Raw genomic sequence first — 26,199 nt, forward strand, 5'->3', positions numbered from 1 at the left:
TTCGGTCGTGGTGACGGGCCCGCGAGGGCAGTTTGTTGTCGGGGGGCTGAGTACCGCCTCACGCGCTCGGCCGAGAATTGACAGTTTGTTATTCGCTACCGCTGGGTTCTGTGGTGCGTCTGGCCGAAACGGTCGAACCTGACAGGGCGCACATGCCCCACGCCTCCGAATGCCGGACCGAGACGTATTGCGTTAGAGCGCACTTCAATTCCTAGGTTCGGAAGTATGCGATACATCAAACTCGGAACGACCGGACTGGAAGTCTCCGCCATCACCCTCGGCTGCATGAGCTTCGGCGAGCCGGACCGGGGCGGCGAGCCCTGGTCGCTGGGCGCGGACGCCAGCCGGGACATCATCAAGCAGGCCCTCGAGAGTGGCGTCAACTTCCTCGACACGGCCAATGGGTACAGCGCCGGAAGCAGCGAGGAGATCGTCGGCCGGGCGGTCAAGGACTTCGCCCGGCGCGAGGAGGTCGTTCTCTCCACCAAGGTCTGGATGCGGATGCGCCCCGGTCCGAACGGCGCCGGGCTGTCCCGCAAGGCGATCTTCGCCGAGCTCGACGCCTCCCTGAAGCGACTGGGGACCGACTACATCGACCTGTACCAGATCCACCGCTGGGACTACGACACCCCGATCGAGGAAACTCTTGAGGCGCTGCACGACGTGGTCAAGTCCGGGAAGGTCCGCTACATCGGAGCCTCTTCCATGTACGCCTGGCAGTTCGCCAAGGCCCTGTACCTGGCTGACCTGAACGGCTGGACCCGGTTCGTGTCGATGCAGGACCACTACAACCTCATTCACCGAGAAGCAGAGCGGGAGATGCTCCCGCTCTGCGCCGACCAGGGCATCGGTGTGATCCCGTGGAGCCCGCTGGCGCGGGGCAGGCTGACGCGGGCCAGGGACACCGCCACGGCGCGTGCCGAGACCGACCCGGGCGGCAAGATCCTCTACCGCGACGGGGACCAGGCGGTGGCCGAGCGCGTCCAGGAGATCGCGGGCAGGCGGGGTCTGTCCGCGGCCCAGATCGCCCTGGCCTGGGTCATGCGCAACCCGGCGGTGACCTCGCCCATCGTCGGGGTCACCAAGCCGGCCCAGCTGGCCGACGCGGTTGCCGCGGTGGACGTCGAACTCGACGAAGACGAGGCCGCCTACGTGGAGGAGCCCTACCAGCCGCACGAGGCCGCCTACCTGGAGGAGTCCTTCTACAAGCCGCACCCGGTGGCGGGCTCCCGGTAGTCCGGGCTACCGCCGGGGCTTCGACGAGTCCTTGGCCTCGGCTTTCACAGCCCTGTGGTCGGCCCGGCGGTGCTTGCGGGCGGTCGCGCGCGACTGCGTGATCCGCGCGCTGCCCGTCACCGCGGCTGGCAGCAGGGCCACGCGCGCGCTGCGGGAACGAGGCGGAGGCCCCTGGCTTGATGTTGCCGAGGGGGAGGGGTCGTTGCGGGGGTCTGTGAGGGCGTGAAGGGTGCGAGTGCTAGGTTCTCAACAAGCGTTTATTTTTTGAGAAGTTGGCCGTGAAGTCCGCGGTGCAGCCCACAGGTTGGGGCCTGCACCGCATCGTGGAGAGCGAGCACATGCGCATCCTCATCACCGCACAGGCAATCTATTCGCACCTCGCCCCCTTGGTTTTGCCGGTGGCACAACGGGCCCGAGCCGCGGGCCACGAGGTGGCCGTCGCCACTGGGCCCAGCGTCATCGAGCACGTCGAGAAGCGTGGACTCACCGCGTTGACGCTGCCCCACCTCCAGTCGATGGGGGAGGCGTTCCAGAGCGGTGAACTCCAGCCTCCGCCGGGCATGGAAAAGGCCGGGTCGGTGACCCTCGAACTGGCGCCGGACTTCTTCGCGGCGACCTTCGTCGGGCACCTCGCCGAGTCCAGCGCCCAGGATCTCCTCGAAGTGGCGAAGGACTGGCAACCCGACCTGATACTCCACGAATCAACCGAATACGGCGGCTATCTGGCGGCAGAGCGCCTCGGTATCCCACACGGCGCTTTGGACATCGCACCCATGGCGCCCTATGCCCACCCCGCCGTGACCAAGGAGCTCAACCGGCAGCGGAGCAAGCTCGGCCTGGCACCGGTCGACGACCCCTGGCATCCGTTCCGCGCCTTCCGCGCAGGGGTCGTTCCGGAGGACTTCTACCCCACAGACAGCCGACTGCCCAACGCCCGCTACTACCAGGTCCCTGCCCAGACAGCGCAGGCCGGTCTCGACCCTGCCATCGCCCAACTCCCCTCCAGTCGGCCCCTCGTCCTTGCCACCCTCGGCTCCAACGCCACCCGACTTCCCGGCGGTGCTCACACCCTGCTCAACACCATCATCGAGACGCTGGGAGACCTGCCGGTCACCGGTGTCGTTGCCCTGGGCGCCGACCGCGCCCCCCAGCAGTGGGACGGGGCACGCCCCGACAACGTCCATCTGACCTCCTTCGTCCAGCAGGAACTGCTGCTCCGCTCCAGCGACATGTTCCTTACGCACGCAGGTTTCAACGGGACGCGAGAGGCGCTGACGGCCGGAGTCCCCATGGTCGCCGTGCCGTTGTTCGCCGAGCAGTCCCACAACGCCAGCCGCCTCCAGGAACTGGGCGTCGGAACACGAATAGACGTCCAGAACGTCACACACGACTCGCTGGCCGCAGCGGTGCGCAACGTACTCGACGACCGCTCCTACCGATTCCGCGCCCAAGGCATCCAGCGCCGGACCCACGCTCTGCCGGACCTCGACCGGCTGGTGAAGGACGCAGCAGCACTGGCTGCCTGAGCGGGACGGCTGCCGCCCGCACACGACCACCGGGAAGCTTGCACCGCACCGCTGCGCCGCGCTCCGGCTGTGGAGACTCCACCGGCCGGAGCCCGGCGGCGCTCCACCAGCCGCGCCGCGGCCGGGCGACACAGGACGAAGTGCAGCCGAGGTGGATATGCCCTCACCCGTGCCCGATGTCGGATTCTCCCCTGCGAAGTCTTCCGGGCCCGCCCCTTTCAAGCGCTCGGCGTCGCCCAAGGCACTTGTAGCATCAGGGCCCGCACCGGAAAGGGGACCGACGTTGACCTGGGCCGATGGAGGGACGAATGCGCCCGGACAAGCCGCGCGGCGAAAGGCCGCCTCAGGCGGCCCCGCCACGGAAGCCGCCCTCGACGAGCGCAAAGGCGAGCGCACACGACGGCGCATCCTGGCGGCCGCGCGGCGGAAGTTCGCGGAGGTCGGCTACGAGCGCGCCACCATCCGGGCCATTGCGACCGAAGCCGACGTGGACAAGTCCTCGGTGATCCAGTACTTCGGCTGCAAACAGGACCTGTTCCGCGAGGCCGTCCAATGGCGGATCCCCCATGACCAACTCACCACAAACGACCCCGACCACACGGCGGAGAACCGCCTGCGCGGCATGCTGGGCACCTGGGCGGCGGATCCGGACAGCCCCATGGCAGTGCTCCTGCGAACCAGCATGACGAGCGACGAAGCAGCAGAACTGCTGCGCCGGCATGTCACCGCGGAAGTCACCGATCACATCGCTGCCACCATCGACGCCCCCGACGCACGACTGCGAGCCGCACTGTTCAGCGCGATCATGATGGGCATCGCCACCCAACGCTTTCTGCTGCACATGCCCGACCTGGCCGAGGCAGACGTGGAGGACATCGTCCGCATCGCCGCCCCCCTGCTCCGCAGCCTCGTCGCCCCGGACGCTTAAGTAGCTGCTGCCTTTCCGATCTTCAGAGATGTGCGTCGACCGGGAGCCCGATCAGGTGACGCCGGATGCTGGATACACGCGAACGCGGCTGGCTGTACAGCTCGTTGCTGTCAAGTCACCGCGCAACATCAGCAGGTACCTGCGTCGCAGTGATGTGTGACGATGGCCAAGCAGTCCGGTTCAGCCTCCATGGAGTGTGACGGTCCGACTCACCGGTTCGGAAACGCTGCCGACGGCTGGATGCGCGGCCGCGGCGGCCGACCGGCGGCGTACTACCACCGCGCGATGTCCGATGCCGGCGACCCACCTGCGGGCGTTCACCCACGCTGCCACGCCACCGCGCGTGCTGGGGCGCGCCCCGAGCGGCTGACCGACGGGGCCGGGGCAGGAAGACCCTGCCCCGGCCCCACCGCTCGCCCGTGCGCAGCTATGTCCAGCGCATGCCGGTGTTGGAGAGCTGCTGCACCCGTTCCGCCGTGAGGGCAGCGGCTCGGGTTGGGCGGGGTCGACTTCTCCAAGGCTCCCAAGCGCGACATCACACATGCCCGGTTCGACCGCCGACACCGTGACCTGGACAAGACCACCAAGACCTCCACGCAGGCGGAGACCAGCTACCGAGGCACCGAGCGGGTCTTCCTGGGCGCCTCTGGTGAACGCGGAGGCGGTGGTGGCGAGCCCACCCCGTCGCCCACGCCGACGGACTCCGGCAGGCCCACGCCGTCGCACAGCCCGTCGACCCCGGCGCCGGATCCGTCCGCACCCGGTGGCGGCCACAGCGGGCCGTCGGCGACGGACAACCCTGGCGGCGGCCTCGCCCACACCGGAAACACCACCGCCGTGGGTCTGATCGCGGGCCTGGCCGTGGCGCTGGCCGTGGCGGGGGCGGCCTCACCTGGTGGATGCGCCGCCGCAAGCAGGGCCCCACCGGCTGAGGGGAGCAGGTGGCTGTGTCCCGCGCGAGGGCCTCACTCCCGCATCCGGGGGTGGGGCCTCTCGCATGGTTGGAGGAGATTCTCAGGTGGTGGTGGGTGTGGAGTGTCCGTTGTGTGGGGGGGGGTGGGTGTATCACGCCCGGGAATCCGGTGATGCTCTGTGTGGCTGGCTTACTTCTGTTTGGCTGGGGTTTTGAGGGTAAGGGGGTTGGCGTTCATGGCGCTTACGCATTGGGGATTCATCTACACCGCGGCCGGCAGCGCTGCGGGTGGCGAGGTCAATGTCGTGGATACCGGCAGGTGTCGGACTGTTTTGGTGGGGGTGGGCAGGCCCGAGGAGGGTGTTGAGGCTGCGCGGCGTCTGGTGGAGGAGGGTGTGCAGTTGATCGAGTTGTGTGGGGGGTTTGGCCCTGTGTGGGCTGGGCGCGTCATCGAGGCGATCGGCGGGGCGGTCCCGGTGGGCACGGTCGGCTACGGTCCCGAAGCAGTCGATCAGGTTCACGCAATCTTTTCCTGACCGTACGTCGCAGGCAGCGGTCAGCCGGCGGTGCTTGGGCACGCGGGCACCGGGTGCGTGCTGCCCCTGTGACCCTTACCGCGAGATACCTGGCTCAAGTAGCGGTAGGGAGAGGGGAATAGCAGGTGGCCGGCCTGCGCTGACCAGGACGGCCTCAGGCGGGGCAGCATCATCTGTCCCATCGCCGGCCGCGTCATCGGGGCATGACCCATGGGCCTTGCGGCCCGCGACCTACGGGGGACAACCGTGAGCGAGACCCGCACCGTCGTCGAGGAGTTCTACCGCCGTCTGGACAACGGGGAGACCAACCGGTTGGGCGAGCTGTTCGCCGATGAGATCGAGTGGGACATCTATGGCGCTGAGGAAGTGCCTTGGACCGGCCGGCGCACTACGCGCCAGCAGGCCGTGGAGTTCTTCGCCACGCTGCCCGACCACCTCCAGCCGGAGGACTTCGCGGTCTTGCACCTCCTTGTCGAGGGCACCGAGGCGGTGGCCCTGGGCACCATGCGCCACATCGTGAAGGCGACGGGTAAGACGTTTTCGTCTCCCTTCGCTTTCCACTTCACGGTCGCAGACGGCAAGATCACGCGCTATGTCACCTTTGAGGACAGCCTTGCCCTGGCTCGGGCCTTCGAGGCGGTCTGAACGGCGGGAAAGACCGGGGGAGGCACCTGACGGCCACCGGGTGCCACCCCCGGGCACCGTTCTCTCCGTCCGGATGCCGCTCGACCGGCTCACGCACGGCCTCGCCGTCCCCCTTCAGCTCTGGCCGGCTACCGCCATCGACGCTCCGTGGCCCGACTTATCTTCCTGAGACGTCGGTCCGCTGCCTGCTCAGGTTGCGGGGCGCCCACGCGGGCGGGCCAGTAAAACGGCCAGGCGGACGCACCCGACACACATCCTGTGCCCAAGGGGGCTTCACATGCGCTGGGTTCGGCCAGTTTTCCAAGCAGGCTCCGGCCGGCTGCGGGGGAGGGGGTGGAAGACCGGGTGGCTGCGCCGGCCGGGTTCGTAGCAGGAGATCAGCCGGATGGGGCGGGAACTACTCGACGGGCGCAGCAGACTTCTACGGCAGGCCGGCACTTGCGAAGGCGAGCAGGCTGCACGTGACGCACCTGTGCGAGCCGTACCACGCACTGGCTCCCGCCGGGGGCACATTCGCGGACTGCTGGCGCGTTCCGGCGCGCCGTGGCTCGCTGCCGGGAGGCGTCGGCCTGTCAGGAGATCGAGCCGGCGTCAGGGCCGGGGCCGATGGAGCGCGTAGGGACCCGCGTGCCGTCGGTCGTGGTTCGGTCGCAAACCGCGCGGCGTGCGCGGATGCCGTGCACGCCGCATCGAGCAGGGAGAGACAGTCGATGCCGTTACGCGTTCAGATCCTCATGTATGACGGGGTGGAGGAGCAGGATTTCGTCGGGCCGCGTGACGTTCTCGGTCACGCTGAGCGTGTGGGCGGCCCGGTGCAGACGGCACTGGTGCGGCCCTCGGCTCCTGGCAAGGTGACGTGCTTCTTCGGCACCGAGGTCATGGTGCCGGCTGTATGGGAGCCCGCCGATTCCGATGTTCTGATCGTGCCGGGCGGCGGTGATCAGCTGATCCACGATTCAGAGGTCTTACAAAGCCTCGTTCGGGCCCAGGAGGCCGGGGTCACCGTCGCGGGCGTCTGTACAGGAGTGATGGTGCTGTCTGCGGCAGGCTTGACCAGGGGCCGCCCGTGCACGACTCACCACCTCGCCAAGGCTGAGCTGGCGGCGCAGGGAGGCACGGTGGTTGACGCGCGTGTCGTTGATGACGGGAATCTGGTGACCGCGGGTGGTGTCACCAGCGGAATTGATCTGGCGCTGTGGCTGATCACCCGTGAGTGCGGAGCGTCCCTGGCCAGCAGCGTCGCGTCGGTCATGGAGTTCGAGCAGCGCGGTGTCGTCTGGCGAAGCACCTGAAGCGCCCTCACATGGCGGCGTCCGGACCATCGCAGGCACCGGCACCGGCGCCGCCCGGGCGCCATCGACGCGGCCGCCCGCCGCTGGCACGGCCGCCGACACGGCCAGCGCGGCTGGCGCGGCCGGCGGGGTGGTGCTGAACCTCAGACCGCCGCACCGCGACAGGGCACGGCCTCCTCCTGCTGCGCAAGGAGTACACCGCCGCCCGCACAGCACCCTCCAGGGGATGCGACTGCCCCGCCACCACACCGGACGCCAGCCCGGACGCCACCGCGGACACGCCAAAGGCCCTCGACTCCGGCCGTGGCGCCCCGAGTTGCGGGACGTGGCCGGGTCGAGGGCCTGGCGGCAGGCGGCGCCGCGCTCAGACGGTGGCGGTGGCCGTCGTGTCGGCGTAGCGGAAGCCGTCGTCGTCGAAGTAGAAGACGGTGACCTTCACCTTGTCGCCTTTTTCGAAGCCCAAGGTGGCGGCCGGCTTGAGCCGGACCTGTGCGGTGTGGTCGGCGTAGTCGCAGACGAGCTTGTCGACCTTGATGGTGCCCGCGCCGTACCCCTTGAGCTTGGCGGAGGTGATCTCCTCGGCGTTGGCGACCAGCTGGTGGTTCATGCCCGGGTCGCAGGAGTACGTGACGTTCACCCGCAGGCCCGCCCCGTCCAGCGCGACCTTGTTGACCGCGATCAAATTGGCCTTGGCCGCGGCCATCGGCGCACTCGCCAGGACACCGGCCCCGGCCAGAGCGACGACGGCGACGCCACCGGCGACACCGCGCCGGATGCGAGATGCCTTCATGAGTTTTCCTTCCCCCCGCGCAGTCACGGTTGCAACGACTGCGACGCTTGTTCGTTTTCGGTCGGTTCACACATTACGTGATCTTCCAACGGCATCGAACCCCTTTCCGAACACCCGCCCAACCGCCCGCGACGCGGGCAGTCCGCGGCGTCCGCCAAGGCCACCAACCAGGCATCCAGCGGTGCGCCCCAGCGCGGCTCGGACAGCGGCAAGACAGCCGGTTCATCCCCGAACGGGCGCGTCGGCCAAGCACCGTTCGCCCTCCTCGGGCACCGGGCCGGCCCCCTCCGGCGCCAAGGGCTACGGGCAGGCATGCGGGGGCGACGACCTGACATTCCCCGCGTGCCCCGAGAGCGGCCCGCGGCTACCTCCTGCTGCCCGCCTGCCCGCCTGCCCGCCTGCCCGCCTGCCCGCCTGCCCGCCTGCCCGGCTACGCCGGCCAGCCGCGCCCGGCATCACCCGCATGATTCCCGGCGCGTTGCCCTCAGTCTCCTTCGACTCGAAGGGCATCGAGGTGACCAGCGCAGAGCAGGCGGTCGGCCCGGCGATCAAGTCAGTGGTTCCACGACCCTCTACGCCGGCACCAACCCCAACCCCAACCCCAACCCCAACCCCAACCCCAACCCCGACCCCAGACCGCCAACACCAACGACGGCGGCATCGAGTTCACGTTCCTCATCGCGGCCAACGGCACGTCCGCCCCGAACCAGGCGCGCGTGTCCACCGGCTCCGTCACGGTCGACAAGCCCATCGTCACCAACTGGCACACCACCCCGCCAACACCACCCCCGCCAACGACACCGACAACTGACGACGACCGTCTCGACAGTCCCGGGCGGACACACAAGCGGCCCCGAGCGGCCCACACGAGCAGTCCCTCAAAACCCGCACGCAACGACTCACGCGATCAACCAGGCCCTGCCCCCTCACCCTTTGCCTGACCCAGCCTCACCGTCGAGGAGCCTCCAAGCCCCTACTCACACCGCGCGGCCCCGACCCGAATGACCGGCCCGGGCCACGCCGGTCTCTTCACACCCACGGCTCCAGGCGGCGAACAAGCCCTTCACCAGCGACGTTCGCATGTGCGCGGGCAGGAACCTGCGCGTCATCTGCGCCAGGAACAGAACCGCCCGAACACCTCCACCGCACGCGACCACGACGACTTCCACACCCCGCCGACGTACAAACCGCTGTCGGGACCGAAGCCCCCACACCAACACACCCACAACCACGCCGGGCGCGGACGGAGGGCAGTACCCGCCCCCGGCGACGCGAGCAACGCCTTCCCCCGCCTGATCAGCGGCAGCAGCTCACACCAGCGGACCACAGCCCCAAGAAGCCCTTTGGTAGCCATTGTTGGGAACAGGCCCCGATTGGCAGGTCATGTCGTGAATTCGTAACGGCATCGGGTGAGGGGCAACGGGCGGGGCGCCCGGCCCATCTGGACAGTCAGCAAGGCGCACCGGGCGCCTTCACAACCAGGCGGGCCTCACCAGAGGGGGCCTGCAGGGGGAAGCTCATGACCAGGACGAAGAAGATCGGGGCGATGACGCGGGGCGGCCGTGCGATGGTGATCGGTGCGCTGGGGCTGGCCTCAGTGACCCTGGCCGCCGCACCGGCGTTCGCCAAAGGCACGATGGACATCACCGCCCCGCGCACCGTGCATGTCGGCAAGACCATCACGATCAAGGCACACGGCGACGATGACAGCGCCGGCTTCCTGCACCAGCTGTGCCTGGAGGAAAACGGCTTCGGCCAAGGGTGGCACCAGGAGAACTGCAGCCCCGCGGTCGCCGGCGACGCAAAGGTCACCGCACACGGCACCTCCGCGCGCCGCGGCAACCTGAAATTCCGTGCGGTGCTCTACGGCCTGACCAGCCGGCACGACCACAAGCCCGTGCGCCTGCACACCTCTGACGTGGTGACGGTGCACGTCCGCTGAAGCCGTCCAGCGCGGCCGTGGACAGCCGGCACGCCCCCTGCCCACGGCCGCGCACCGGCCGGGCCCTCTCCCGCCGGCGGGCGTTCGGGAAGAGAGTTCAAGGCCCTGATCCCGCCTGGCGGGAGGCGCCACTGATCAACCGGGGAGTGGGAGATACCTCGCATCCCGTTGCAGTACGAGCGGGCCGTTCTCGCCGGCGCGGCGGTCCGGGAGAAGCTGCGCACCACCGGCGCCGCGCGGGCCAGGCATACGACGTCGTCGCGCACCAGCAGGCCGCGATGCCCGGGCAGCTGCTCGCGCCCCCGGCAGCCGCATCCGACACGGCAACCAGACGGAAGCGGACCCTCGGGAAGCGGTCGACCTGACGGCGCTGTGGGCCTTGAGAGAATCCCGTGCGGACGTGGAGGCCCTGGATCTCACGACCGAGCGGCTGCGCCTCCTCCAGGACGTGTTCACCAAGGCCGCCGACGACTCCCGCGCCCGCGCGGATCGCTACGCGAACAGGACGATGCCGACAGGCCGCACCCGGTGCGCCAGGACGACCAGCAGGCTCACCGGCCGCAGCAGCCGGGACCGCGCCGCAGCCGGCCGTAGCCTCCGTGGCCGAGCCCTGCCCCCCGCCCCCGGGTCGAACCTGTCTCAGGAGGCAGGTTCGATGAAGAACACCTGGCCGCCCTTGCCCACACACCGCCCCATCACCGCTTCCGCACCGGCGGCGGTCTCCGAGCCCTTGATACCGACGCATCCGTGGCCGTCCACCCGGAGCACGTACCTGCCCCCTCCGCGCGGCCCGGAGGGTTCGACATGGAAGCGGCTGCCCTGGTCGCACGCGTCCCACGGCTCCAGCAGCCCCGCGCCCGGTCCCTCGGTGAGGACCTTCAGGCAGCCCTTGCCGTAGTCGGGGTGGTGCCACTGGATCCGGTAGGTGTCCCCACCCAGCGGCTCCAGCACCGTGCCCTGCGGCGCCACCTGGTCACACGGCCGCTGCACGGCCACCAGCGGGGTGTACCGCCCGTCCCGCACGCGCCCGTCGGTCACACACAGGCCGGAAGCGGTGGCCGGGCGGATACGTACCCAGCCGCTGGGCGGTTCCGGCGCGGCGCCAGGGGAGACCGAGCCGCCCCCGCGGTCGGCACCGAGGGCCTCCGTCGGCTTGCCGGCCCGCCGGTCCGCCGGCCCGTCCCCGCCCAGCCACCCGGCTGCGACCCCGGCCGCCGCGCCGACCAGGGCGAGAAGGCAGGCCGCAAGGACGAGCACCGACCGCCCACGAGGGTCGGCCACGAGCCGGGCGGGCCCTCTTTCCCGCTCCGCGACCGGCGCACCGCCGGTCCGCGCGACTCCGCGTTCCCGATCACCACCGTCCACGCCAACGCCCTCGCCGACGCCCTCGCCAACGCCCTCGCCCTCGCCGACGCCCTCGGCGGCCCCCGCCCCACCCGCCCGGCCACAGACCCGGTCCCAGGCTCGCAGCCACAACTCCACCCGAGGCCCCTCCCCGCATGCCCGCACAAACGCGGCCAGCAGTTCGGGACGCGGCTGCGTGCGTCCGCCGAGCACGTCAGCCAGTGTGCTGCGCGGCAGGATGTCCCCCCGTGCCTCGGCACGGCGCTCCAACTGCCGGTACGTCAGGCCCGACCGCTCCTTCAACAGCCGCAGCTGCGCCACGAACCCGGCGGCCTCCAGCGCTCCGTGCGGTGCTGGCTCACCCTGGCTCTCCACACCCTCATCCTTCCCGGCACCCCATCACCGGACAACGTCACCTTTCGGTCCTTGTCCGGGACCCGGTCCGGGCTCCCGGACCGATCCCGGACAAGGACCGAACCTCGTCCGACCAGGCCGGACACCCCGACGGTGTCCGGGACAGGCCAAGCGCCTTGCCCGGCCACGGGCACCACGACAGATTCGTCGGCATCCACGGCACCAACACACGGGACCGAACACGACTGGGAGACGCCGATGTTCGCAAGGATCGAAGCGCTGGGGAGCAGGCTCCTGCAACGGCTGGCACCCGAGGTGGAGGCGCACGCATCGAGCGCGGCGTGCGACTACCAATACCTGTGCGTCCGCGGCACGAGCGGATGCAACTCAACGGGCCACACCTGGTGGAAGTACCGGCTCGCCTGCCCCGACGGGTCCACGGGCAACTGGATCTTCGGCTACTGCGACAACTGCACCCCCGGCGACTGGGGCTGACGGGCCCGCCTCGCACAACAAACCGCCCGGGGCCGGCAGCGCCCGCCCCGGGCCCACCCAGGGAAAGGGACGGCAGATGCCCACGACGGCCTACCTGGCGACCGGTCTACGGTGCCTGATCGGCACGGTTGTCCTGCTCGCCCTGTGCGGCAAGACGACCCGCAACGGTGGCTTCAGGGCATTCGTGTCCTCGCTGCACGGGCTGCGCCTCCTACCCGCCCGCTACGCACGGCCCGCCGCCGTGGCCGTTATCGCCGGCGAGGGGGCGGTGGTGATCGTGCTGGCGCTTCCCTGGCAGGCCGCGGCGGCATGGGGCTTCTGCCTGGCCGCGGCACTGCTGGCGGTGCTCACCGCCGGTGTCGGCCTTGCGCTGCGCCGCGGGGCCCGGGCTCCGTGCCGCTGCTTCGGAGGGACGGCGAAACCGCTCGGAGGCCACCACCTGCTGCGCAACGTCCTGCTCGCCGGGCTCGCGCTGCTCGGTGCGGTGATCTCCGCCGCACCACCGCCGCCCGCGCACCCGGCGGGTACTGCCCTGGCGGCGGTGGCCGGGGTGGTGCTCGGCGGCCTGATCGCCGTCCTCGACGAGTTGATCGCCTTCTTCCGGCCCGCCGTGGCACCGCAACGACGCTGAACCTGGAGACGACATGCCCTTCCTGACCGCCGCGGTCGTACTCGTCGGCGCGCTGTGCGTGCTCGACCTCGTCCTCACCATCGGAGTGATCAGACGGCTGCGGGAACGCGCCGCGACCCCGGCCGACCGCCGGGCAGCGCCCTCCGCCGACATCGAAGTGGGCACGCCCGTAGCGGACTTCGAGACGGTGACCTCGGCAGGCGAGCACCTGATCCGGGCGGAACTCACCGAGGACACCTTGGTGGCGTTCTTCGCGCCGGGCTGCGCCCCCTGTGTAGAGAAGCTGCCCGGGTTCACCGCCCACGCCGCCGCCCGGCCCGGCGGGCGGCGGCGGGTCCTGGCTGCCGTCATCGGAGAACCGGCCGAGGCCAGGCAGTTCGCCGCACCCCTCACCGCCGTCGCCCGCGTGGTGATCGAGGAACCGGGAGGCGCCCTGAGCACAGCCTTCGCCGTACACGCCTACCCGACGATGCTGCGGGTCGCCCCGGACGCCGAAGGCCGCCTGGTGGTCACCTCCAACGCGGTCGACCTGCACCACCCGGCTGTGACGGCCGCATGAAACCCCTACGGCCGCCGAGCCCGGCGCAGCGCCGGGGACACCGCACGCCCACGCAGAGCGCACGCGCCGCGTCCGCACCGCCGCTGATCCTGGCCCGCTCGGCGTGTGCCCTGGTCGCGGCGGCAGCCCCCTTCCGGCTCGTCGGGTACGCCGCCCTCACCCTGACCGCGGCCGCGCTGCCGGTGGCGACGGCTTGGTTCACCAAACTCGCGGTCGACGCACTGACCGGCGCCGCCGGCCTTCAGCGCGTCATCTGGCCCGCGGCCGGGCTCGCCGTCGCCGGCTCGCCGTGGTGTTCTGCGCCGAACTCTCCCAGTACCTGCGGGCGCAGTTGAGCCGCGAGATCACCCTCACCGCACAAGACCGCCTCTACCGGGCGGTGGACGGATTCGTCGGCCTGCGCCGCCTGGAGGACCCCGCGTTCCTGGACCGGCTCCGCCTGGCCCAGCAGTCGGGCGGCACCTCGCCGGGGCAGGTCCTCGACGCGGTGCTCACCGCCGCCGGTTCCCTCCTGACCGTGACCGGATTCCTCCGGCTCGCTGCTCGTCATCAGCCCACTGATGACCCTGCTGGTGGCCGCGGCCGCACTGCCGGTGACGCCGCCGAACTGTGGCTGTCCCGGCTCAGGGCGCAGACCGCCTGGGACCTGGGCCCGCTCGAACGCCGCGAATTCTTCTACAGCACCCTGCTCTCCCGGATGGAGGCGGCCAAGGAGATACGGCTGTTCAACACCGGCACCTTCCTGCGGGGGCGCATGGTCGCCGACCGGCGGGCCGTCAACGAAGCGCGCAGCGCCGTCGACCGCAAAGAGCTCCGGGTGCAAACGGCCCTGGGCGTGCTCGCCGCCCTGGTCTCCGGCGGCGGCCTGCTGTGGCAGTGGCCGCGGCCCGGGACGGGCGGCTCTCCGTCGGCGACGTCACGGTCTTCCTCTCCGCCGCCACCGGCGTGCAAAGCTCCCTAGCCTCCCTGGCAACCGGGCTCGCCCGCGTCCACCAGGCACTGATGCTCTTCGACCACTACACGGCCGTCGTCGGGCCGGACCCGACCTGCCGGTCGCCGCCGCGCCCCGACGGCTTCCCGCCGCTGCCCACGGCATCGAGTTCAAAGACGTATGGTTCCGCTACTCCGACGACCACCCCTGGGTGCTGCGCGGCATCGACCTGTTCCTCCCGTGCGGCTCCTCTCTCGCCCTCGTCGGCCTGAACGGCGCAGGAAAGTCCACTCTGATCAAACTCCTCTGCCGCTTCTACGACCCCACGCGCGGAGCGGTGCTGTGGGACCGGCGTCGACCTGCGCGACTGCGACCCGGGCGAACTGCGCGACCCGGATCGGCGCGGTCTTCCAGACTACATGAACTACGACATGACCGCCGCCGAGAACATCGCCCTCGGCGACATCCGCACACTGGGCGACCACGCCCGCCTGGCAGCGGCGGCGACCCCGCCGGAATCGACGACCGCCTGACGGCCCTACCCCACCGGCTACGACACGCTGCTGTCACGGATCTTCTTCCCGGAACGGACCACAACGCCCCCCCAGACCGGTGTCGTCCTCTCCGGAGGCCAATGGCAGCGACTGGCGCTCGCCCGCGCCTTCCTCAGGGACCGACGCGACCTGATGATCCTCGACGAACCGTCCTCGGGCCTGGACGCCGAAGCCGAGGCCGAGATCCACTCCTCCCTGCGCCGACACCGCCAAGGACGCACCAGCCTGCTGATCTCACACCGACTGAGCACGGTCCGGGACGCGGACACGATCGCCGTGCTGCACCAAGGCAGGGTGACCGAGCTCGGCACACACAAAACGCTGACGACCGCCGGCGGCGAGTACGCCCGGCTCTTCACCCTCCAGGCATCCGGTTACAGCAATCGCGACGACGCCACCACGACAGGCGGGAGACGACTCTCGTGAGCACAGGCCGCAACGGCAGCCATTCTGGCCGCCCTCCTCCTACCCACGGGGGCAGCCACAGTACTGCTGCGCCACCGCTTCGTCGTCGTGACCGTGCGGGGCATGAGCATGACCCCCTCCTACCGCGACGGCGACCGGCTGCTCATCCACCGGGCCACCAGACCCGCCCGAGGCCGCGTACTCGTCATAGAACAACCACCCGCACGCAACCCTGGCCGAAACCTCCGCTACCGCGCCGCACGCGCCCGGCAACGCGGGCGGCCGCCACTGGCTGATCAAGCGGTGGTGGCAGCCCTCCCCGGTGACCCGGTGCCACAACCACTCCTGAAAGCCTCCGCCCCGCCCCACCCCGCCCCGGTACCGCAAGGGCACCTGGTCCTGCTCGGCGACAACCCCCGAACACAGCGTCGACTCACCGGCACTTCGGCTTCTACCCCTCCGAGCGGGTCCTGGGAGCAGTGGTGAGGCCGCTGCGCACGCCCACCCGGCCACCACCCCACGAGCCACTCCCTGAGCATGGCCGCACCCGTGACGGCACCGTGCCGACGAAGCACCGACAGCCGTAGACCGTGTCGGGGCTGGAGTGCTTGCCGCGCAACAGACTCCGAACGGCCGACGCGACAAGCACGAGACCCACCCCGAGTACCAGGCGCTCCCAGCAGGATGGAAGACGCCCTGCCCCAGCCCCTCTGGCACTCGACGGATGACGGAGCCTGACAGAAGACGACAACGCAGCCACAGCAGACAGGACTCGGACGAACGCCAGCGCAATGGCATACGCGGGTGGGGGGACGGGCGCGCGTGGTGTGCCGGTTGCCGAGGCGGCGGTGATCAGGCGGCCGGCAGACCGGTTCCCGACCACACGACCGAGTAACCCCACACAGCATCAAGGGCCAGCATTCTTCGCGCAAGCCGCACAGCGCCGCGGCGATGAGCAAAATTCCGGCGCACGCTCGGTGCCCAGCGCCCTGAGCCCTGCTCCGTCATCGAAGGCGTGTTCACGCCCCCTCGCGCACATGCGGCCCCCCGATCATGGGGCGCACGACAGCCACCCTCATGGATCCGGCGGACATGACCATTGCCGCTTCCAGGCGCGTATCCCGCGCTTACAATGTGCCGGCCATATCGAGCGGGTTCGGATCTCGGGCGGGGCTGAGAATTTGGCGACGGAGACTGCACCTGGCACGGTCATCGCCGACCGCTATGAACTGGTCCAACGGCTGGGCCACGGAGGCATGGGCGAGGTGTGGCAGGCCCGGGACCTGAGCCTGAACGTCGACGTCGCCATCAAGTCCATCCGGATGAAGACCCAGGACACCACCGAGCCGCGGCGCTCCGTCCTCGCGTACGCCCGCAAGGAGGCACAGCACGCCGCCGCGCTGCGCGACCATCCAAACATCGTCGCCGTCCACGACGTGGTCGAGCACGAGGGACTCCGTGGACGGTGATGCGGCTCGTGCGGGGACGGTCGGTTGCCGAGCTGTTGACCGACGAACCCGACGGGACTCACCATCGAGACGCTGGAGAACATCGCCCGCGGCGTGCTCGCCGCACTCGCGGCGGCGCACGAGGCCGGCATCACCATCGGGACATCAAGCCGGCCAACATCATGGTCACCGAAAGCGGCGACATCCTCGTCACGGACTTCGGTATCGCCAAGCACCAAGCCGACACCAAGATCACACCACAGGCGCGTCGTCGGCACAGCCGCGTATGTCGCCCCGGAGCGACTCAAAGGCGTGGAGAGCCCAGCGGGGGACCTGTGGTCATTAGGCGTGACTCTCTATCACGCGGCCACCGGAGTCTCCCCGTTCGACCGGAACACGATCTTGTCGACGATCCATGCCATCACCACGAGGAGCCCACCGAGCGGAGCCCGCCGGCCCTCTGGCCCCGGCCATCATGGCGTTGCTGGACAAGACCCAAAGACCCGGCCCGGTATCGACGCCGTGCTGCGCATGCTGGACGGCACGCCGGCGCCGGGGAAGACCAAGCTGCTGACGACGACGCAGACCCGCCCGACCCCCCGCTCCAACCCGGCGCTGTCATTGATCGGCGTCGCAGCAGCCGGACTGCTGGCCTTCGCCATCGCCACACAGTTCCGCGGGCAAGACCACCCGCCCGAGAAAGCAGCACCGCCGCCGGCAAGTACGGCGGACACCACAGCCTCGTTGCCCACGCCCTCCCCGACTCCCACCCCCTCGGCCTCCACAAGCCTCACCCCGGGGCCGGACGCGAGCGCGTGCACCGCCGCGGTGAACACCGCCGGCAACGCCCTGCAGCTCTCGGGCATCGCTCTGAGCGATACCAACCGCTCGAAGGCCGACAGAGCCCATGACGGCAGCGCGGCCCTGCGCGACGGGGCCGACCAGATCTCGGAACTGGCCGACCACGCCACGGTGCCGGCGGTCAAGGCAAAGCTGCGCAACCTGGCTGCTGATCTGCGCACCCAGGCCGCCGGACTCGACGCCCAGCTCCCCGGAATCCAGGACGGCCGCCTCATCAACACCAAAGCCACTGATCTCGCGATGAAGCAGATGAGGAAGGACGCGGGGGATCTGAAGGGCCTCTGCTGGAAGTGAGGCATTCGCGGCCCGTGACCCGCAGCCCATGTCGTTGATCTCGTAGACACGCACGTAGGGGTGGAAATGACACAGCAAAAGAAGCTCGGCCTGATCGTTACTGGCGTGGCCGCCGCGGTGGCGATCGGCGTGGGGCGGCCATAGGACTCAGCGGCGGGGACGACAAGCGGGACGCCGACGAGGGAAGCCGGCCGCGAAAGGGCCCGCCTACTGCACGGGCGGCGCCGGGAGCTGGGATGAACGCACGGGCATGTGCGGTATCAACCATGTGGCCGGGTGCCAGCACTCGAAACAGATGGCGGAGCTCAACATCAAGCTAGTCAAGGAGAACCCCATCGGATCCTCCGGATATGGCGGCGACACTCCCGTGATTCCGTTGCTGAAGCAGCTGAAGACGCTGACCGACAAGGAACTGGACCAACCACACATCCCCGCCCCGATCAAGTCCGCCCTGCAGCAAGAAGCCGGGCTTCTTGCTGCAGGGCGGACTTGATCGGGGCGGGGATGTGTGGTTGGTCCAGTTCCTTGTCGGTCAGCGTCTTCAGCTGCTTCAGCAACGGAATCACGGGAGTGTCGCCGCCATATCCGGAGGATCCGATGGGGTTCTCCTTGACTAGCTTGATGTTGAGCTCCGCCATCTGTTTCGAGTGCTGGCACCCGGCCACATGGTTGATACCGCACATGCCCGTGCGTTCATCCCAGCTCCCGGCGCCGCCCGTGCAGTAGGCGGGCCCTTTCGCGGCCGGCTTCCCCTCGTCGGCGTCCCGCTTGTCGTCCCCGCCGCTGAGTCCTATGGCCGCCCCCACGCCGATCGCCACCGCGGCGGCCACGCCAGTAACGATCAGGCCGAGCTTCTTTTGCTGTGTCATTTCCACCCCTACGTGCGTGTCTACGAGATCAACGACATGGGCTGCGGGTCACGGGCCGCGAATGCCTCACTTCCAGCAGAGGCCCTTCAGATCCCCCGCGTCCTTCCTCATCTGCTTCATCGCGAGATCAGTGGCTTTGGTGTTGATGAGGCGGCCGTCCTGGATTCCGGGGAGCTGGGCGTCGAGTCCGGCGGCCTGGGTGCGCAGATCAGCAGCCAGGTTGCGCAGCTTTGCCTTGACCGCCGGCACCGTGGCGTGGTCGGCCAGTTCCGAGATCTGGTCGGCCCCGTCGCGCAGGGCCGCGCTGCCGTCATGGGCTCTGTCGGCCTTCGAGCGGTTGGTATCGCTCAGAGCGATGCCCGAGAGCTGCAGGGCGTTGCCGGCGGTGTTCACCGCGGCGGTGCACGCGCTCGCGTCCGGCCCCGGGGTGAGGCTTGTGGAGGCCGAGGGGGTGGGAGTCGGGGAGGGCGTGGGCAACGAGGCTGTGGTGTCCGCCGTACTTGCCGGCGGCGGTGCTGCTTTCTCGGGCGGGTGGTCTTGCCCGCGGAACTGTGTGGCGATGGCGAAGGCCAGCAGTCCGGCTGCTGCGACGCCGATCAATGACAGCGCCGGTTGGAGCCAGGGGGGTCGCGGGCGGGTCTGCGTCGTCGTCAGCAGCTTGGTCTTCCCCGGCGCCGGCGTGCCGTCCAGCATGCGCAGCACGGCGTCGATACCGGGCCGGGTCTTTGGGTCCTTGTCCAGCAACGCCATGATGGCCGGGGCCAGAGGGCCGGCGGGCTCCGGCTCGGTGGGCTCCTCGTGGGTGATGGCATGGATCGTCGACAAGATCGTGTTCCGGTCGAACGGGGAGACTCCGGTGGCCGCGTGATAGAGAGTCACGCCTAATGACCACAGGTCCCCCGCTGGGCTCTCCACGCCTTTGAGTCGCTCCGGGGCGACATACGCGGCTGTGCCGACGACCGCGCCTGTGGTGGTGATCTTGGTGTCGGCTTGGTGCTTGGCGATACCGAAGTCCGTGACGAGGATGTCGCCGCTTTCGGTGACCATGATGTTGGCCGGCTTGATGTCCCGATGGGTGATGCCGGCCTCGTGCGCCGCCGCGAGTGCGGCGAGCACGCCGCGGGCGATGTTCTCCAGCGTCTCGATGGTGAGTCCGTCGGGTTCGTCGGTCAACAGCTCGGCAACCGACCGTCCCCGCACGAGCCGCATCACCGTCCACGGCAGTCCCTCGTGCTCGACCACGTCGTGGACGGCGACGATGTTTGGATGGTCGCGCAGCGCGGCGGCGTGCTGTGCCTCCTTGCGGGCGTACGCGAGGACGGAGCGCCGCGGCTCGGTGGTGTCCTGGGTCTTCATCCGGATGGACTTGATGGCGACGTCGACGTTCAGGCTCAGGTCCCGGGCCTGCCACACCTCGCCCATGCCTCCGTGGCCCAGCCGTTGGACCAGTTCATAGCGGTCGGCGATGACCGTGCCAGGTGCAGTCTCCGTCGCCAAATTCTCAGCCCCGCCCCGAGATCCGACACCGCTCGATATGGCCGGCACATTGTAAGCGCGGGATACGCGCCTGGAAGCGGCAATGGTCATGTCCGCCGGATCCATGAGGTGGCTGTCGTGCGCCCCATGATCGGGGGCCGCACTGTGCGCGAGGGGGCGTGAACACGCCTTCGATGACGGAGCAGGGCTCAGGGCGCTGGGCACCGAGCGTGCGCCGGAATTTTGCTCATCGCCGCGGCGCTGTGCGGCTGCGCGAAGATGCTGGCCCTTGATGCTGTGTGGGGTTACTCGGTCGTGTGGTCGGGAACCGGTCTGCCGGCCGCCTGATCACCGCCGCCTCGGCAACCGGCACACCACGCGCGCCCGTCCCCCCACCCGCGTATGCCATTGCGCTGGCGTTCGTCCGAGTCCTGTCTGCTGTGGCTGCGTTGTCGTCTTCTGTCAGGCTCCGTCATCCGTCGAGTGCCAGAGGGGCTGGGGCAGGGCGTCTCCATCCTGCTGGGAGCGCCTGGTACTCGGGGTGGGTCTCGTGCTTGTCGCGTCGGCCGTTCGGAGTCTGTTGCGCGGCAAGCACTCCAGCCCCGACACGGTCTACGGCTGTCGGTGCTTCGTCGGCACGGTGCCCGTCACGGGTGCGGCCATGCTCAGGGAGTGGCTCGGTGGGGTGGTGGCCGGGTGGGCGTGCGCAGCGGCCTCACCACTGCTCCCAGGACCCGCTCGGAGGGGTAGAAGCCGAAGTGCCGTGAGTCGACGCTGTGTTCGGGGTTGTCGCCGAGCAGGACCAGGTGCCCTTGCGGTACCGGGGCGGGGTGGGGCGGGGCGGAGGCTTTCAGGAGTGGTTGTGGCACCGGGTCACCGGGGAGGGCTGCCACACGCTTGATCAGCCAGTGGCGGCCGCCCGCGTTGCCGGGCCGCGTGCGGCGCGGTAGCGGAGGTTTCGGCCAGGGGTTGCGTGCGGGTGGTTGTTCTATGACGAGTACGCGGCCTCGGGCGGGTCTGGTGGCCCGGTGGATGAGCAGCCGGTCGCCGTCGCGGTAGGAGGGGGTCATGCTCATGCCCCGCACGGTCACGACGACGAAGCGGTGGCGCAGCAGTACTGTGGCTGCCCCCGTGGGTAGGAGGAGGGCGGCCAGAATGGCTGCCGTTGCGCCTGTGCTCACGAGAGTCGTCTCCCGCCTGTCGTGGTGGCGTCGTCGCGATTGCTGTAACCGGATGCCTGGAGGGTGAAGAGCCGGGCGTACTCGCCGCCGGCGGTCGTCAGCGTTTTGTGTGTGCCGAGCTCGGTCACCCTGCCTTGGTGCAGCACGGCGATCGTGTCCGCGTCCCGGACCGTGCTCAGTCGGTGTGAGATCAGCAGGCTGGTGCGTCCTTGGCGGTGTCGGCGCAGGGAGGAGTGGATCTCGGCCTCGGCTTCGGCGTCCAGGCCCGAGGACGGTTCGTCGAGGATCATCAGGTCGCGTCGGTCCCTGAGGAAGGCGCGGGCGAGCGCCAGTCGCTGCCATTGGCCTCCGGAGAGGACGACACCGGTCTGGGGGGGCGTTGTGGTCCGTTCCGGCGAAGAAGATCCGTGACAGCAGCGTGTCGTAGCCGTGGGGTAGGGCCGTCAGGCGGTCGTCGATTCCGGCGCGGGTCGCCGCCGCTGCCAGGCGGGCGTGGTCGCCCAGTGTGCGGATGTCGCCGAGGGCGATGTTCTCGGCGGCGGTCATGTCGTAGTTCATGTAGTCCTGGAAGACCGCGCCGATCCGGTCGCGCAGTTCGCCCGGGTCGCAGTCGCGCAGGTCGACGCCGTCCCACAGCACCGCTCCGCGCGTGGGGTCGTAGAAGCGGCAGAGGAGTTTGATCAGAGTGGACTTTCCTGCGCCGTTCAGGCCGACGAGGGCGAGAGAGGAGCCGCACGGAAGGAACAGGTCGATGCCGCGCAGCACCCAGGGGTGGTCGTCGGAGTAGCGGAACCATACGTCTTTGAACTCGATGCCGTGGCGCAGCGCGGGAAGCCGTCGGGGCGCGGCGGCGACCGGCAGGTCGGGTCCGGCCCCGACGACGGCCGTGTAGTGGTCGAAGAGCATCAGTGCCTGGTGGACGCGGGCGAGCCCGGTTGCCAGGGAGGCTAGGGAGCTTTGCACGCCGGTGGCGGCGGAGAGGAAGACCGTGACGTCGCCGACGGAGAGCCGCCCGTCCCGGGCCGCGGCCACTGCCCACAGCAGGCCGCCGCCGGAGACCAGGGCGGCGAGCACGCCCAGGGCCGTTTGCACCCGGAGCTCTTTGCGGTCGACGGCGCTGCGCGCTTCGTTGACGGCCCGCCGGTCGGCGACCATGCGCCCCCGCAGGAAGGTGCCGGTGTTGAACAGCCGTATCTCCTTGGCCGCCTCCATCCGGGAGAGCAGGGTGCTGTAGAAGAATTCGCGGCGTTCGAGCGGGCCCAGGTCCCAGGCGGTCTGCGCCCTGAGCCGGGACAGCCACAGTTCGGCGGCCGTCACCGGCAGTGCGGCCGCGGCCACCAGCAGGGTCATCAGTGGGCTGATGACGAGCAGCGAGCCGAGGAATCCGGTCACGGTCAGGAGGGAACCGGCGGCGGTGAGCACCGCGTCGAGGACCTGCCCCGGCGAGGTGCCGCCCGACTGCTGGGCCAGGCGGAGCCGGTCCAGGAACGCGGGGTCCTCCAGGCGGCGCAGGCCGACGAATCCGTCCACCGCCCGGTAGAGGCGGTCTTGTGCGGTGAGGGTGATCTCGCGGCTCAACTGCGCCCGCAGGTACTGGGAGAGTTCGGCGCAGAACACCACGGCGAGCCCGGCGACGGCGAGCCCGGCCGCGGGCCAGATGACGCGCTGAAGGCCGGCGGCGCCGGTCAGTGCGTCGACCGCGAGTTTGGTGAACCAAGCCGTCGCCACCGGCAGCGCGGCCGCGGTCAGGGTGAGGGCGGCGTACCCGACGAGCCGGAAGGGGGCTGCCGCCGCGACCAGGGCACACGCCGAGCGGGCCAGGATCAGCGGCGGTGCGGACGCGGCGCGTGCGCTCTGCGTGGGCGTGCGGTGTCCCCGGCGCTGCGCCGGGCTCGGCGGCCGTAGGGGTTTCATGCGGCCGTCACAGCCGGGTGGTGCAGGTCGACCGCGTTGGAGGTGACCACCAGGCGGCCTTCGGCGTCCGGGGCGACCCGCAGCATCGTCGGGTAGGCGTGTACGGCGAAGGCTGTGCTCAGGGCGCCTCCCGGTTCCTCGATCACCACGCGGGCGACGGCGGTGAGGGGTGCGGCGAACTGCCTGGCCTCGGCCGGTTCTCCGATGACGGCAGCCAGGACCCGCCGCCGCCCGCCGGGCCGGGCGGCGGCGTGGGCGGTGAACCCGGGCAGCTTCTCTACACAGGGGGCGCAGCCCGGCGCGAAGAACGCCACCAAGGTGTCCTCGGTGAGTTCCGCCCGGATCAGGTGCTCGCCTGCCGAGGTCACCGTCTCGAAGTCCGCTACGGGCGTGCCCACTTCGATGTCGGCGGAGGGCGCTGCCCGGCGGTCGGCCGGGGTCGCGGCGCGTTCCCGCAGCCGTCTGATCACTCCGATGGTGAGGACGAGGTCGAGCACGCACAGCGCGCCGACGAGTACGACCGCGGCGGTCAGGAAGGGCATGTCGTCTCCAGGTTCAGCGTCGTTGCGGTGCCACGGCGGGCCGGAAGAAGGCGATCAACTCGTCGAGGACGGCGATCAGGCCGCCGAGCACCACCCCGGCCACCGCCGCCAGGGCAGTACCCGCCGGGTGCGCGGGCGGCGGTGGTGCGGCGGAGATCACCGCACCGAGCAGCGCGAGCCCGGCGAGCAGGACGTTGCGCAGCAGGTGGTGGCCTCCGAGCGGTTTCGCCGTCCCTCCGAAGCAGCGGCACGGAGCCCGGGCCCCGCGGCGCAGCGCAAGGCCGACACCGGCGGTGAGCACCGCCAGCAGTGCCGCGGCCAGGCAGAAGCCCCATGCCGCCGCGGCCTGCCAGGGAAGCGCCAGCACGATCACCACCGCCCCCTCGCCGGCGATAACGGCCACGGCGGCGGGCCGTGCGTAGCGGGCGGGTAGGAGGCGCAGCCCGTGCAGCGAGGACACGAATGCCCTGAAGCCACCGTTGCGGGTCGTCTTGCCGCACAGGGCGAGCAGGACAACCGTGCCGATCAGGCACCGTAGACCGGTCGCCAGGTAGGCCGTCGTGGGCATCTGCCGTCCCTTTCCCTGGGTGGGCCCGGGGCGGGCGCTGCCGGCCCCGGGCGGTTTGTTGTGCGAGGCGGGCCCGTCAGCCCCAGTCGCCGGGGGTGCAGTTGTCGCAGTAGCCGAAGATCCAGTTGCCCGTGGACCCGTCGGGGCAGGCGAGCCGGTACTTCCACCAGGTGTGGCCCGTTGAGTTGCATCCGCTCGTGCCGCGGACGCACAGGTATTGGTAGTCGCACGCCGCGCTCGATGCGTGCGCCTCCACCTCGGGTGCCAGCCGTTGCAGGAGCCTGCTCCCCAGCGCTTCGATCCTTGCGAACATCGGCGTCTCCCAGTCGTGTTCGGTCCCGTGTGTTGGTGCCGTGGATGCCGACGAATCTGTCGTGGTGCCCGTGGCCGGGCAAGGCGCTTGGCCTGTCCCGGACACCGTCGGGGTGTCCGGCCTGGTCGGACGAGGTTCGGTCCTTGTCCGGGATCGGTCCGGGAGCCCGGACCGGGTCCCGGACAAGGACCGAAAGGTGACGTTGTCCGGTGATGGGGTGCCGGGAAGGATGAGGGTGTGGAGAGCCAGGGTGAGCCAGCACCGCACGGAGCGCTGGAGGCCGCCGGGTTCGTGGCGCAGCTGCGGCTGTTGAAGGAGCGGTCGGGCCTGACGTACCGGCAGTTGGAGCGCCGTGCCGAGGCACGGGGGGACATCCTGCCGCGCAGCACACTGGCTGACGTGCTCGGCGGACGCACGCAGCCGCGTCCCGAACTGCTGGCCGCGTTTGTGCGGGCATGCGGGGAGGGGCCTCGGGTGGAGTTGTGGCTGCGAGCCTGGGACCGGGTCTGTGGCCGGGCGGGTGGGGCGGGGGCCGCCGAGGGCGTCGGCGAGGGCGAGGGCGTTGGCGAGGGCGTCGGCGAGGGCGTTGGCGTGGACGGTGGTGATCGGGAACGCGGAGTCGCGCGGACCGGCGGTGCGCCGGTCGCGGAGCGGGAAAGAGGGCCCGCCCGGCTCGTGGCCGACCCTCGTGGGCGGTCGGTGCTCGTCCTTGCGGCCTGCCTTCTCGCCCTGGTCGGCGCGGCGGCCGGGGTCGCAGCCGGGTGGCTGGGCGGGGACGGGCCGGCGGACCGGCGGGCCGGCAAGCCGACGGAGGCCCTCGGTGCCGACCGCGGGGGCGGCTCGGTCTCCCCTGGCGCCGCGCCGGAACCGCCCAGCGGCTGGGTACGTATCCGCCCGGCCACCGCTTCCGGCCTGTGTGTGACCGACGGGCGCGTGCGGGACGGGCGGTACACCCCGCTGGTGGCCGTGCAGCGGCCGTGTGACCAGGTGGCGCCGCAGGGCACGGTGCTGGAGCCGCTGGGTGGGGACACCTACCGGATCCAGTGGCACCACCCCGACTACGGCAAGGGCTGCCTGAAGGTCCTCACCGAGGGACCGGGCGCGGGGCTGCTGGAGCCGTGGGACGCGTGCGACCAGGGCAGCCGCTTCCATGTCGAACCCTCCGGGCCGCGCGGAGGGGGCAGGTACGTGCTCCGGGTGGACGGCCACGGATGCGTCGGTATCAAGGGCTCGGAGACCGCCGCCGGTGCGGAAGCGGTGATGGGGCGGTGTGTGGGCAAGGGCGGCCAGGTGTTCTTCATCGAACCTGCCTCCTGAGACAGGTTCGACCCGGGGGCGGGGGGCAGGGCTCGGCCACGGAGGCTACGGCCGGCTGCGGCGCGGTCCCGGCTGCTGCGGCCGGTGAGCCTGCTGGTCGTCCTGGCGCACCGGGTGCGGCCTGTCGGCATCGTCCTGTTCGCGTAGCGATCCGCGCGGGCGCGGGAGTCGTCGGCGGCCTTGGTGAACACGTCCTGGAGGAGGCGCAGCCGCTCGGTCGTGAGATCCAGGGCCTCCACGTCCGCACGGGATTCTCTCAAGGCCCACAGCGCCGTCAGGTCGACCGCTTCCCGAGGGTCCGCTTCCGTCTGGTTGCCGTGTCGGATGCGGCTGCC

25 protein-coding genes and 2 pseudogenes are annotated in these 26,199 nt (G+C 70.3%); 19 read left to right on the forward strand and 8 right to left on the reverse strand.

The annotated features are described in order from the left end of the window. Positions 1-225: 225 nt before the first annotated feature. The 6 genes from SL103_RS18780 (at position 226) to SL103_RS18805 (ending at position 7,076) form a co-directional block, all read left to right on the forward strand. Positions 226-1,236 carry an aldo/keto reductase gene (locus SL103_RS18780; protein ID WP_069570144.1) on the forward strand — a complete coding sequence of 337 codons (1,011 nt, stop codon included), beginning with the start codon at positions 226-228 and terminating at the stop codon, positions 1,234-1,236. A gap of 278 nt (positions 1,237-1,514) precedes the next feature. Then, positions 1,515-2,762 carry a glycosyltransferase gene (locus SL103_RS18785; RefSeq protein WP_244303962.1) on the forward strand — a complete coding sequence of 416 codons (1,248 nt, stop codon included), beginning with the start codon at positions 1,515-1,517 and terminating at the stop codon, positions 2,760-2,762. A 283-nt stretch (positions 2,763-3,045) separates the two neighbouring features. Beyond that, positions 3,046-3,690, forward strand: coding sequence for a TetR/AcrR family transcriptional regulator (locus tag SL103_RS18790; RefSeq protein ID WP_079145835.1), 645 nt, complete (start codon positions 3,046-3,048; stop codon positions 3,688-3,690). Positions 3,691-4,839: 1,149 nt separating this feature from the next. Continuing rightward, positions 4,840-5,139 carry a DUF6506 family protein gene (locus SL103_RS18795; protein ID WP_069573904.1) on the forward strand — a complete coding sequence of 100 codons (300 nt, stop codon included), beginning with the start codon at positions 4,840-4,842 and terminating at the stop codon, positions 5,137-5,139. Between the two features lie 246 nt (positions 5,140-5,385). Next, a complete protein-coding gene (locus SL103_RS18800; RefSeq protein WP_079146263.1) occupies positions 5,386-5,784 on the forward strand; it encodes a nuclear transport factor 2 family protein in 399 nt (132 codons plus the stop codon). 677 nt (positions 5,785-6,461) lie between these two features. Continuing rightward, positions 6,462-7,076, forward strand: a complete 615-nt coding sequence (locus SL103_RS18805; protein WP_432215360.1) for a DJ-1/PfpI family protein — start codon at positions 6,462-6,464, stop codon at positions 7,074-7,076. Between the two features lie 364 nt (positions 7,077-7,440). On the opposite strand, the gene SL103_RS18810 is transcribed toward SL103_RS18805, so the two are convergent. Beyond that, positions 7,441-7,866, reverse strand: coding sequence for a hypothetical protein (locus tag SL103_RS18810; protein WP_069570147.1), 426 nt, complete (start codon positions 7,864-7,866; stop codon positions 7,441-7,443). Positions 7,867-9,385: 1,519 nt separating this feature from the next. Here SL103_RS18810 and SL103_RS18815 point away from each other — a divergent pair. Continuing rightward, entirely contained in the window at positions 9,386-9,808 is a 423-nt protein-coding gene (locus SL103_RS18815; protein WP_069570148.1) for a hypothetical protein, read from the forward strand. Between the two features lie 639 nt (positions 9,809-10,447). Here SL103_RS18815 and SL103_RS18820 read toward each other — a convergent pair. Further along, complete coding sequence (locus SL103_RS18820) at positions 10,448-11,527, reverse strand: helix-turn-helix domain-containing protein (protein WP_069570149.1); 1,080 nt, start codon at positions 11,525-11,527, stop codon at positions 10,448-10,450. 237 nt (positions 11,528-11,764) lie between these two features. On the opposite strand from SL103_RS18820, the gene SL103_RS18825 reads away from it, so the two are divergent. The 11 genes and pseudogenes from SL103_RS18825 to SL103_RS38850 all read left to right on the forward strand — a co-directional run bounded on the left by SL103_RS18825 (position 11,765) and on the right by SL103_RS38850 (position 17,684). Then, entirely contained in the window at positions 11,765-12,001 is a 237-nt protein-coding gene (locus SL103_RS18825; RefSeq protein ID WP_069570150.1) for a hypothetical protein, read from the forward strand. A gap of 76 nt (positions 12,002-12,077) precedes the next feature. Continuing rightward, complete coding sequence (locus tag SL103_RS18830) at positions 12,078-12,632, forward strand: MauE/DoxX family redox-associated membrane protein (protein ID WP_069570151.1); 555 nt, start codon at positions 12,078-12,080, stop codon at positions 12,630-12,632. Positions 12,633-12,645: 13 nt separating this feature from the next. Beyond that, positions 12,646-13,191: a TlpA family protein disulfide reductase gene (locus SL103_RS18835; protein ID WP_069570152.1), complete on the forward strand. Its 546-nt coding sequence runs from the start codon at positions 12,646-12,648 to the stop codon at positions 13,189-13,191. Continuing rightward, on the forward strand, positions 13,188-13,526 hold the full coding sequence (locus SL103_RS38825) for a hypothetical protein (RefSeq protein ID WP_244303964.1): 339 nt from the start codon (positions 13,188-13,190) through the stop codon (positions 13,524-13,526). The genes SL103_RS18835 and SL103_RS38825 overlap by 4 nt, the downstream gene beginning before the upstream one ends. After that, the gene (locus tag SL103_RS38830) at positions 13,484-14,152 is read left to right on the forward strand and encodes a hypothetical protein (RefSeq protein WP_244303965.1); all 669 of its coding nucleotides are present in this window, start codon (positions 13,484-13,486) and stop codon (positions 14,150-14,152) included. Before SL103_RS38825 ends, SL103_RS38830 begins: the two co-directional genes overlap by 43 nt. Positions 14,153-14,333: 181 nt before the next feature. After that, a pseudogene (locus tag SL103_RS38835) lies at positions 14,334-14,429 on the forward strand (ATP-binding cassette domain-containing protein); the annotation flags it as partial. A gap of 379 nt (positions 14,430-14,808) precedes the next feature. Beyond that, positions 14,809-15,102, forward strand: a complete 294-nt coding sequence (locus tag SL103_RS38845) for a hypothetical protein (protein ID WP_244303966.1) — start codon at positions 14,809-14,811, stop codon at positions 15,100-15,102. A gap of 66 nt (positions 15,103-15,168) precedes the next feature. Continuing rightward, positions 15,169-15,567, forward strand: a complete 399-nt coding sequence (locus tag SL103_RS39610) for a S24 family peptidase (protein WP_432215402.1) — start codon at positions 15,169-15,171, stop codon at positions 15,565-15,567. 695 nt (positions 15,568-16,262) lie between these two features. Further along, positions 16,263-16,550 carry a protein kinase domain-containing protein gene (locus SL103_RS37950; protein WP_164492848.1) on the forward strand — a complete coding sequence of 96 codons (288 nt, stop codon included), beginning with the start codon at positions 16,263-16,265 and terminating at the stop codon, positions 16,548-16,550. Positions 16,551-16,643: 93 nt separating this feature from the next. Then, a pseudogene (locus SL103_RS39615) lies at positions 16,644-16,931 on the forward strand (protein kinase domain-containing protein); the annotation flags it as partial. Between the two features lie 120 nt (positions 16,932-17,051). Continuing rightward, a complete protein-coding gene (locus SL103_RS38850; protein WP_069570155.1) occupies positions 17,052-17,684 on the forward strand; it encodes a hypothetical protein in 633 nt (210 codons plus the stop codon). Positions 17,685-18,124: 440 nt separating this feature from the next. On the opposite strand, the gene SL103_RS18860 is transcribed toward SL103_RS38850, so the two are convergent. The 6 genes from SL103_RS18860 to SL103_RS18885 all read right to left on the reverse strand — a co-directional run bounded on the left by SL103_RS18860 (position 18,125) and on the right by SL103_RS18885 (position 24,547). Then, positions 18,125-18,559, reverse strand: coding sequence for a hypothetical protein (locus tag SL103_RS18860; protein ID WP_164492849.1), 435 nt, complete (start codon positions 18,557-18,559; stop codon positions 18,125-18,127). A gap of 60 nt (positions 18,560-18,619) precedes the next feature. Further along, complete coding sequence (locus tag SL103_RS18865; protein ID WP_079145840.1) at positions 18,620-20,155, reverse strand: protein kinase domain-containing protein; 1,536 nt, start codon at positions 20,153-20,155, stop codon at positions 18,620-18,622. A gap of 539 nt (positions 20,156-20,694) precedes the next feature. Further along, entirely contained in the window at positions 20,695-23,124 is a 2,430-nt protein-coding gene (locus SL103_RS18870) for a S26 family signal peptidase (protein WP_347877853.1), read from the reverse strand. Further along, positions 23,121-23,666 (reverse strand): TlpA family protein disulfide reductase, encoded by a 546-nt coding sequence (locus tag SL103_RS18875; RefSeq protein WP_069570152.1) that lies wholly within the window; start codon positions 23,664-23,666, stop codon positions 23,121-23,123. Before SL103_RS18875 ends, SL103_RS18870 begins: the two co-directional genes overlap by 4 nt. Before the next feature lie 13 nt (positions 23,667-23,679). Further along, positions 23,680-24,234 carry a MauE/DoxX family redox-associated membrane protein gene (locus SL103_RS18880; protein WP_069570151.1) on the reverse strand — a complete coding sequence of 185 codons (555 nt, stop codon included), beginning with the start codon at positions 24,232-24,234 and terminating at the stop codon, positions 23,680-23,682. 76 nt (positions 24,235-24,310) lie between these two features. After that, on the reverse strand, positions 24,311-24,547 hold the full coding sequence (locus SL103_RS18885; RefSeq protein ID WP_069570150.1) for a hypothetical protein: 237 nt from the start codon (positions 24,545-24,547) through the stop codon (positions 24,311-24,313). A gap of 237 nt (positions 24,548-24,784) precedes the next feature. Here SL103_RS18885 and SL103_RS18890 point away from each other — a divergent pair, with 237 nt between their 5' ends. Beyond that, positions 24,785-25,864 carry a helix-turn-helix domain-containing protein gene (locus SL103_RS18890; RefSeq protein WP_069570149.1) on the forward strand — a complete coding sequence of 360 codons (1,080 nt, stop codon included), beginning with the start codon at positions 24,785-24,787 and terminating at the stop codon, positions 25,862-25,864. The last annotated feature ends 335 nt before the right edge of the window (positions 25,865-26,199 follow it).

The organism is Streptomyces lydicus, from assembly GCF_001729485.1.
Classification (GTDB): domain Bacteria; phylum Actinomycetota; class Actinomycetes; order Streptomycetales; family Streptomycetaceae; genus Streptomyces; species Streptomyces lydicus_D.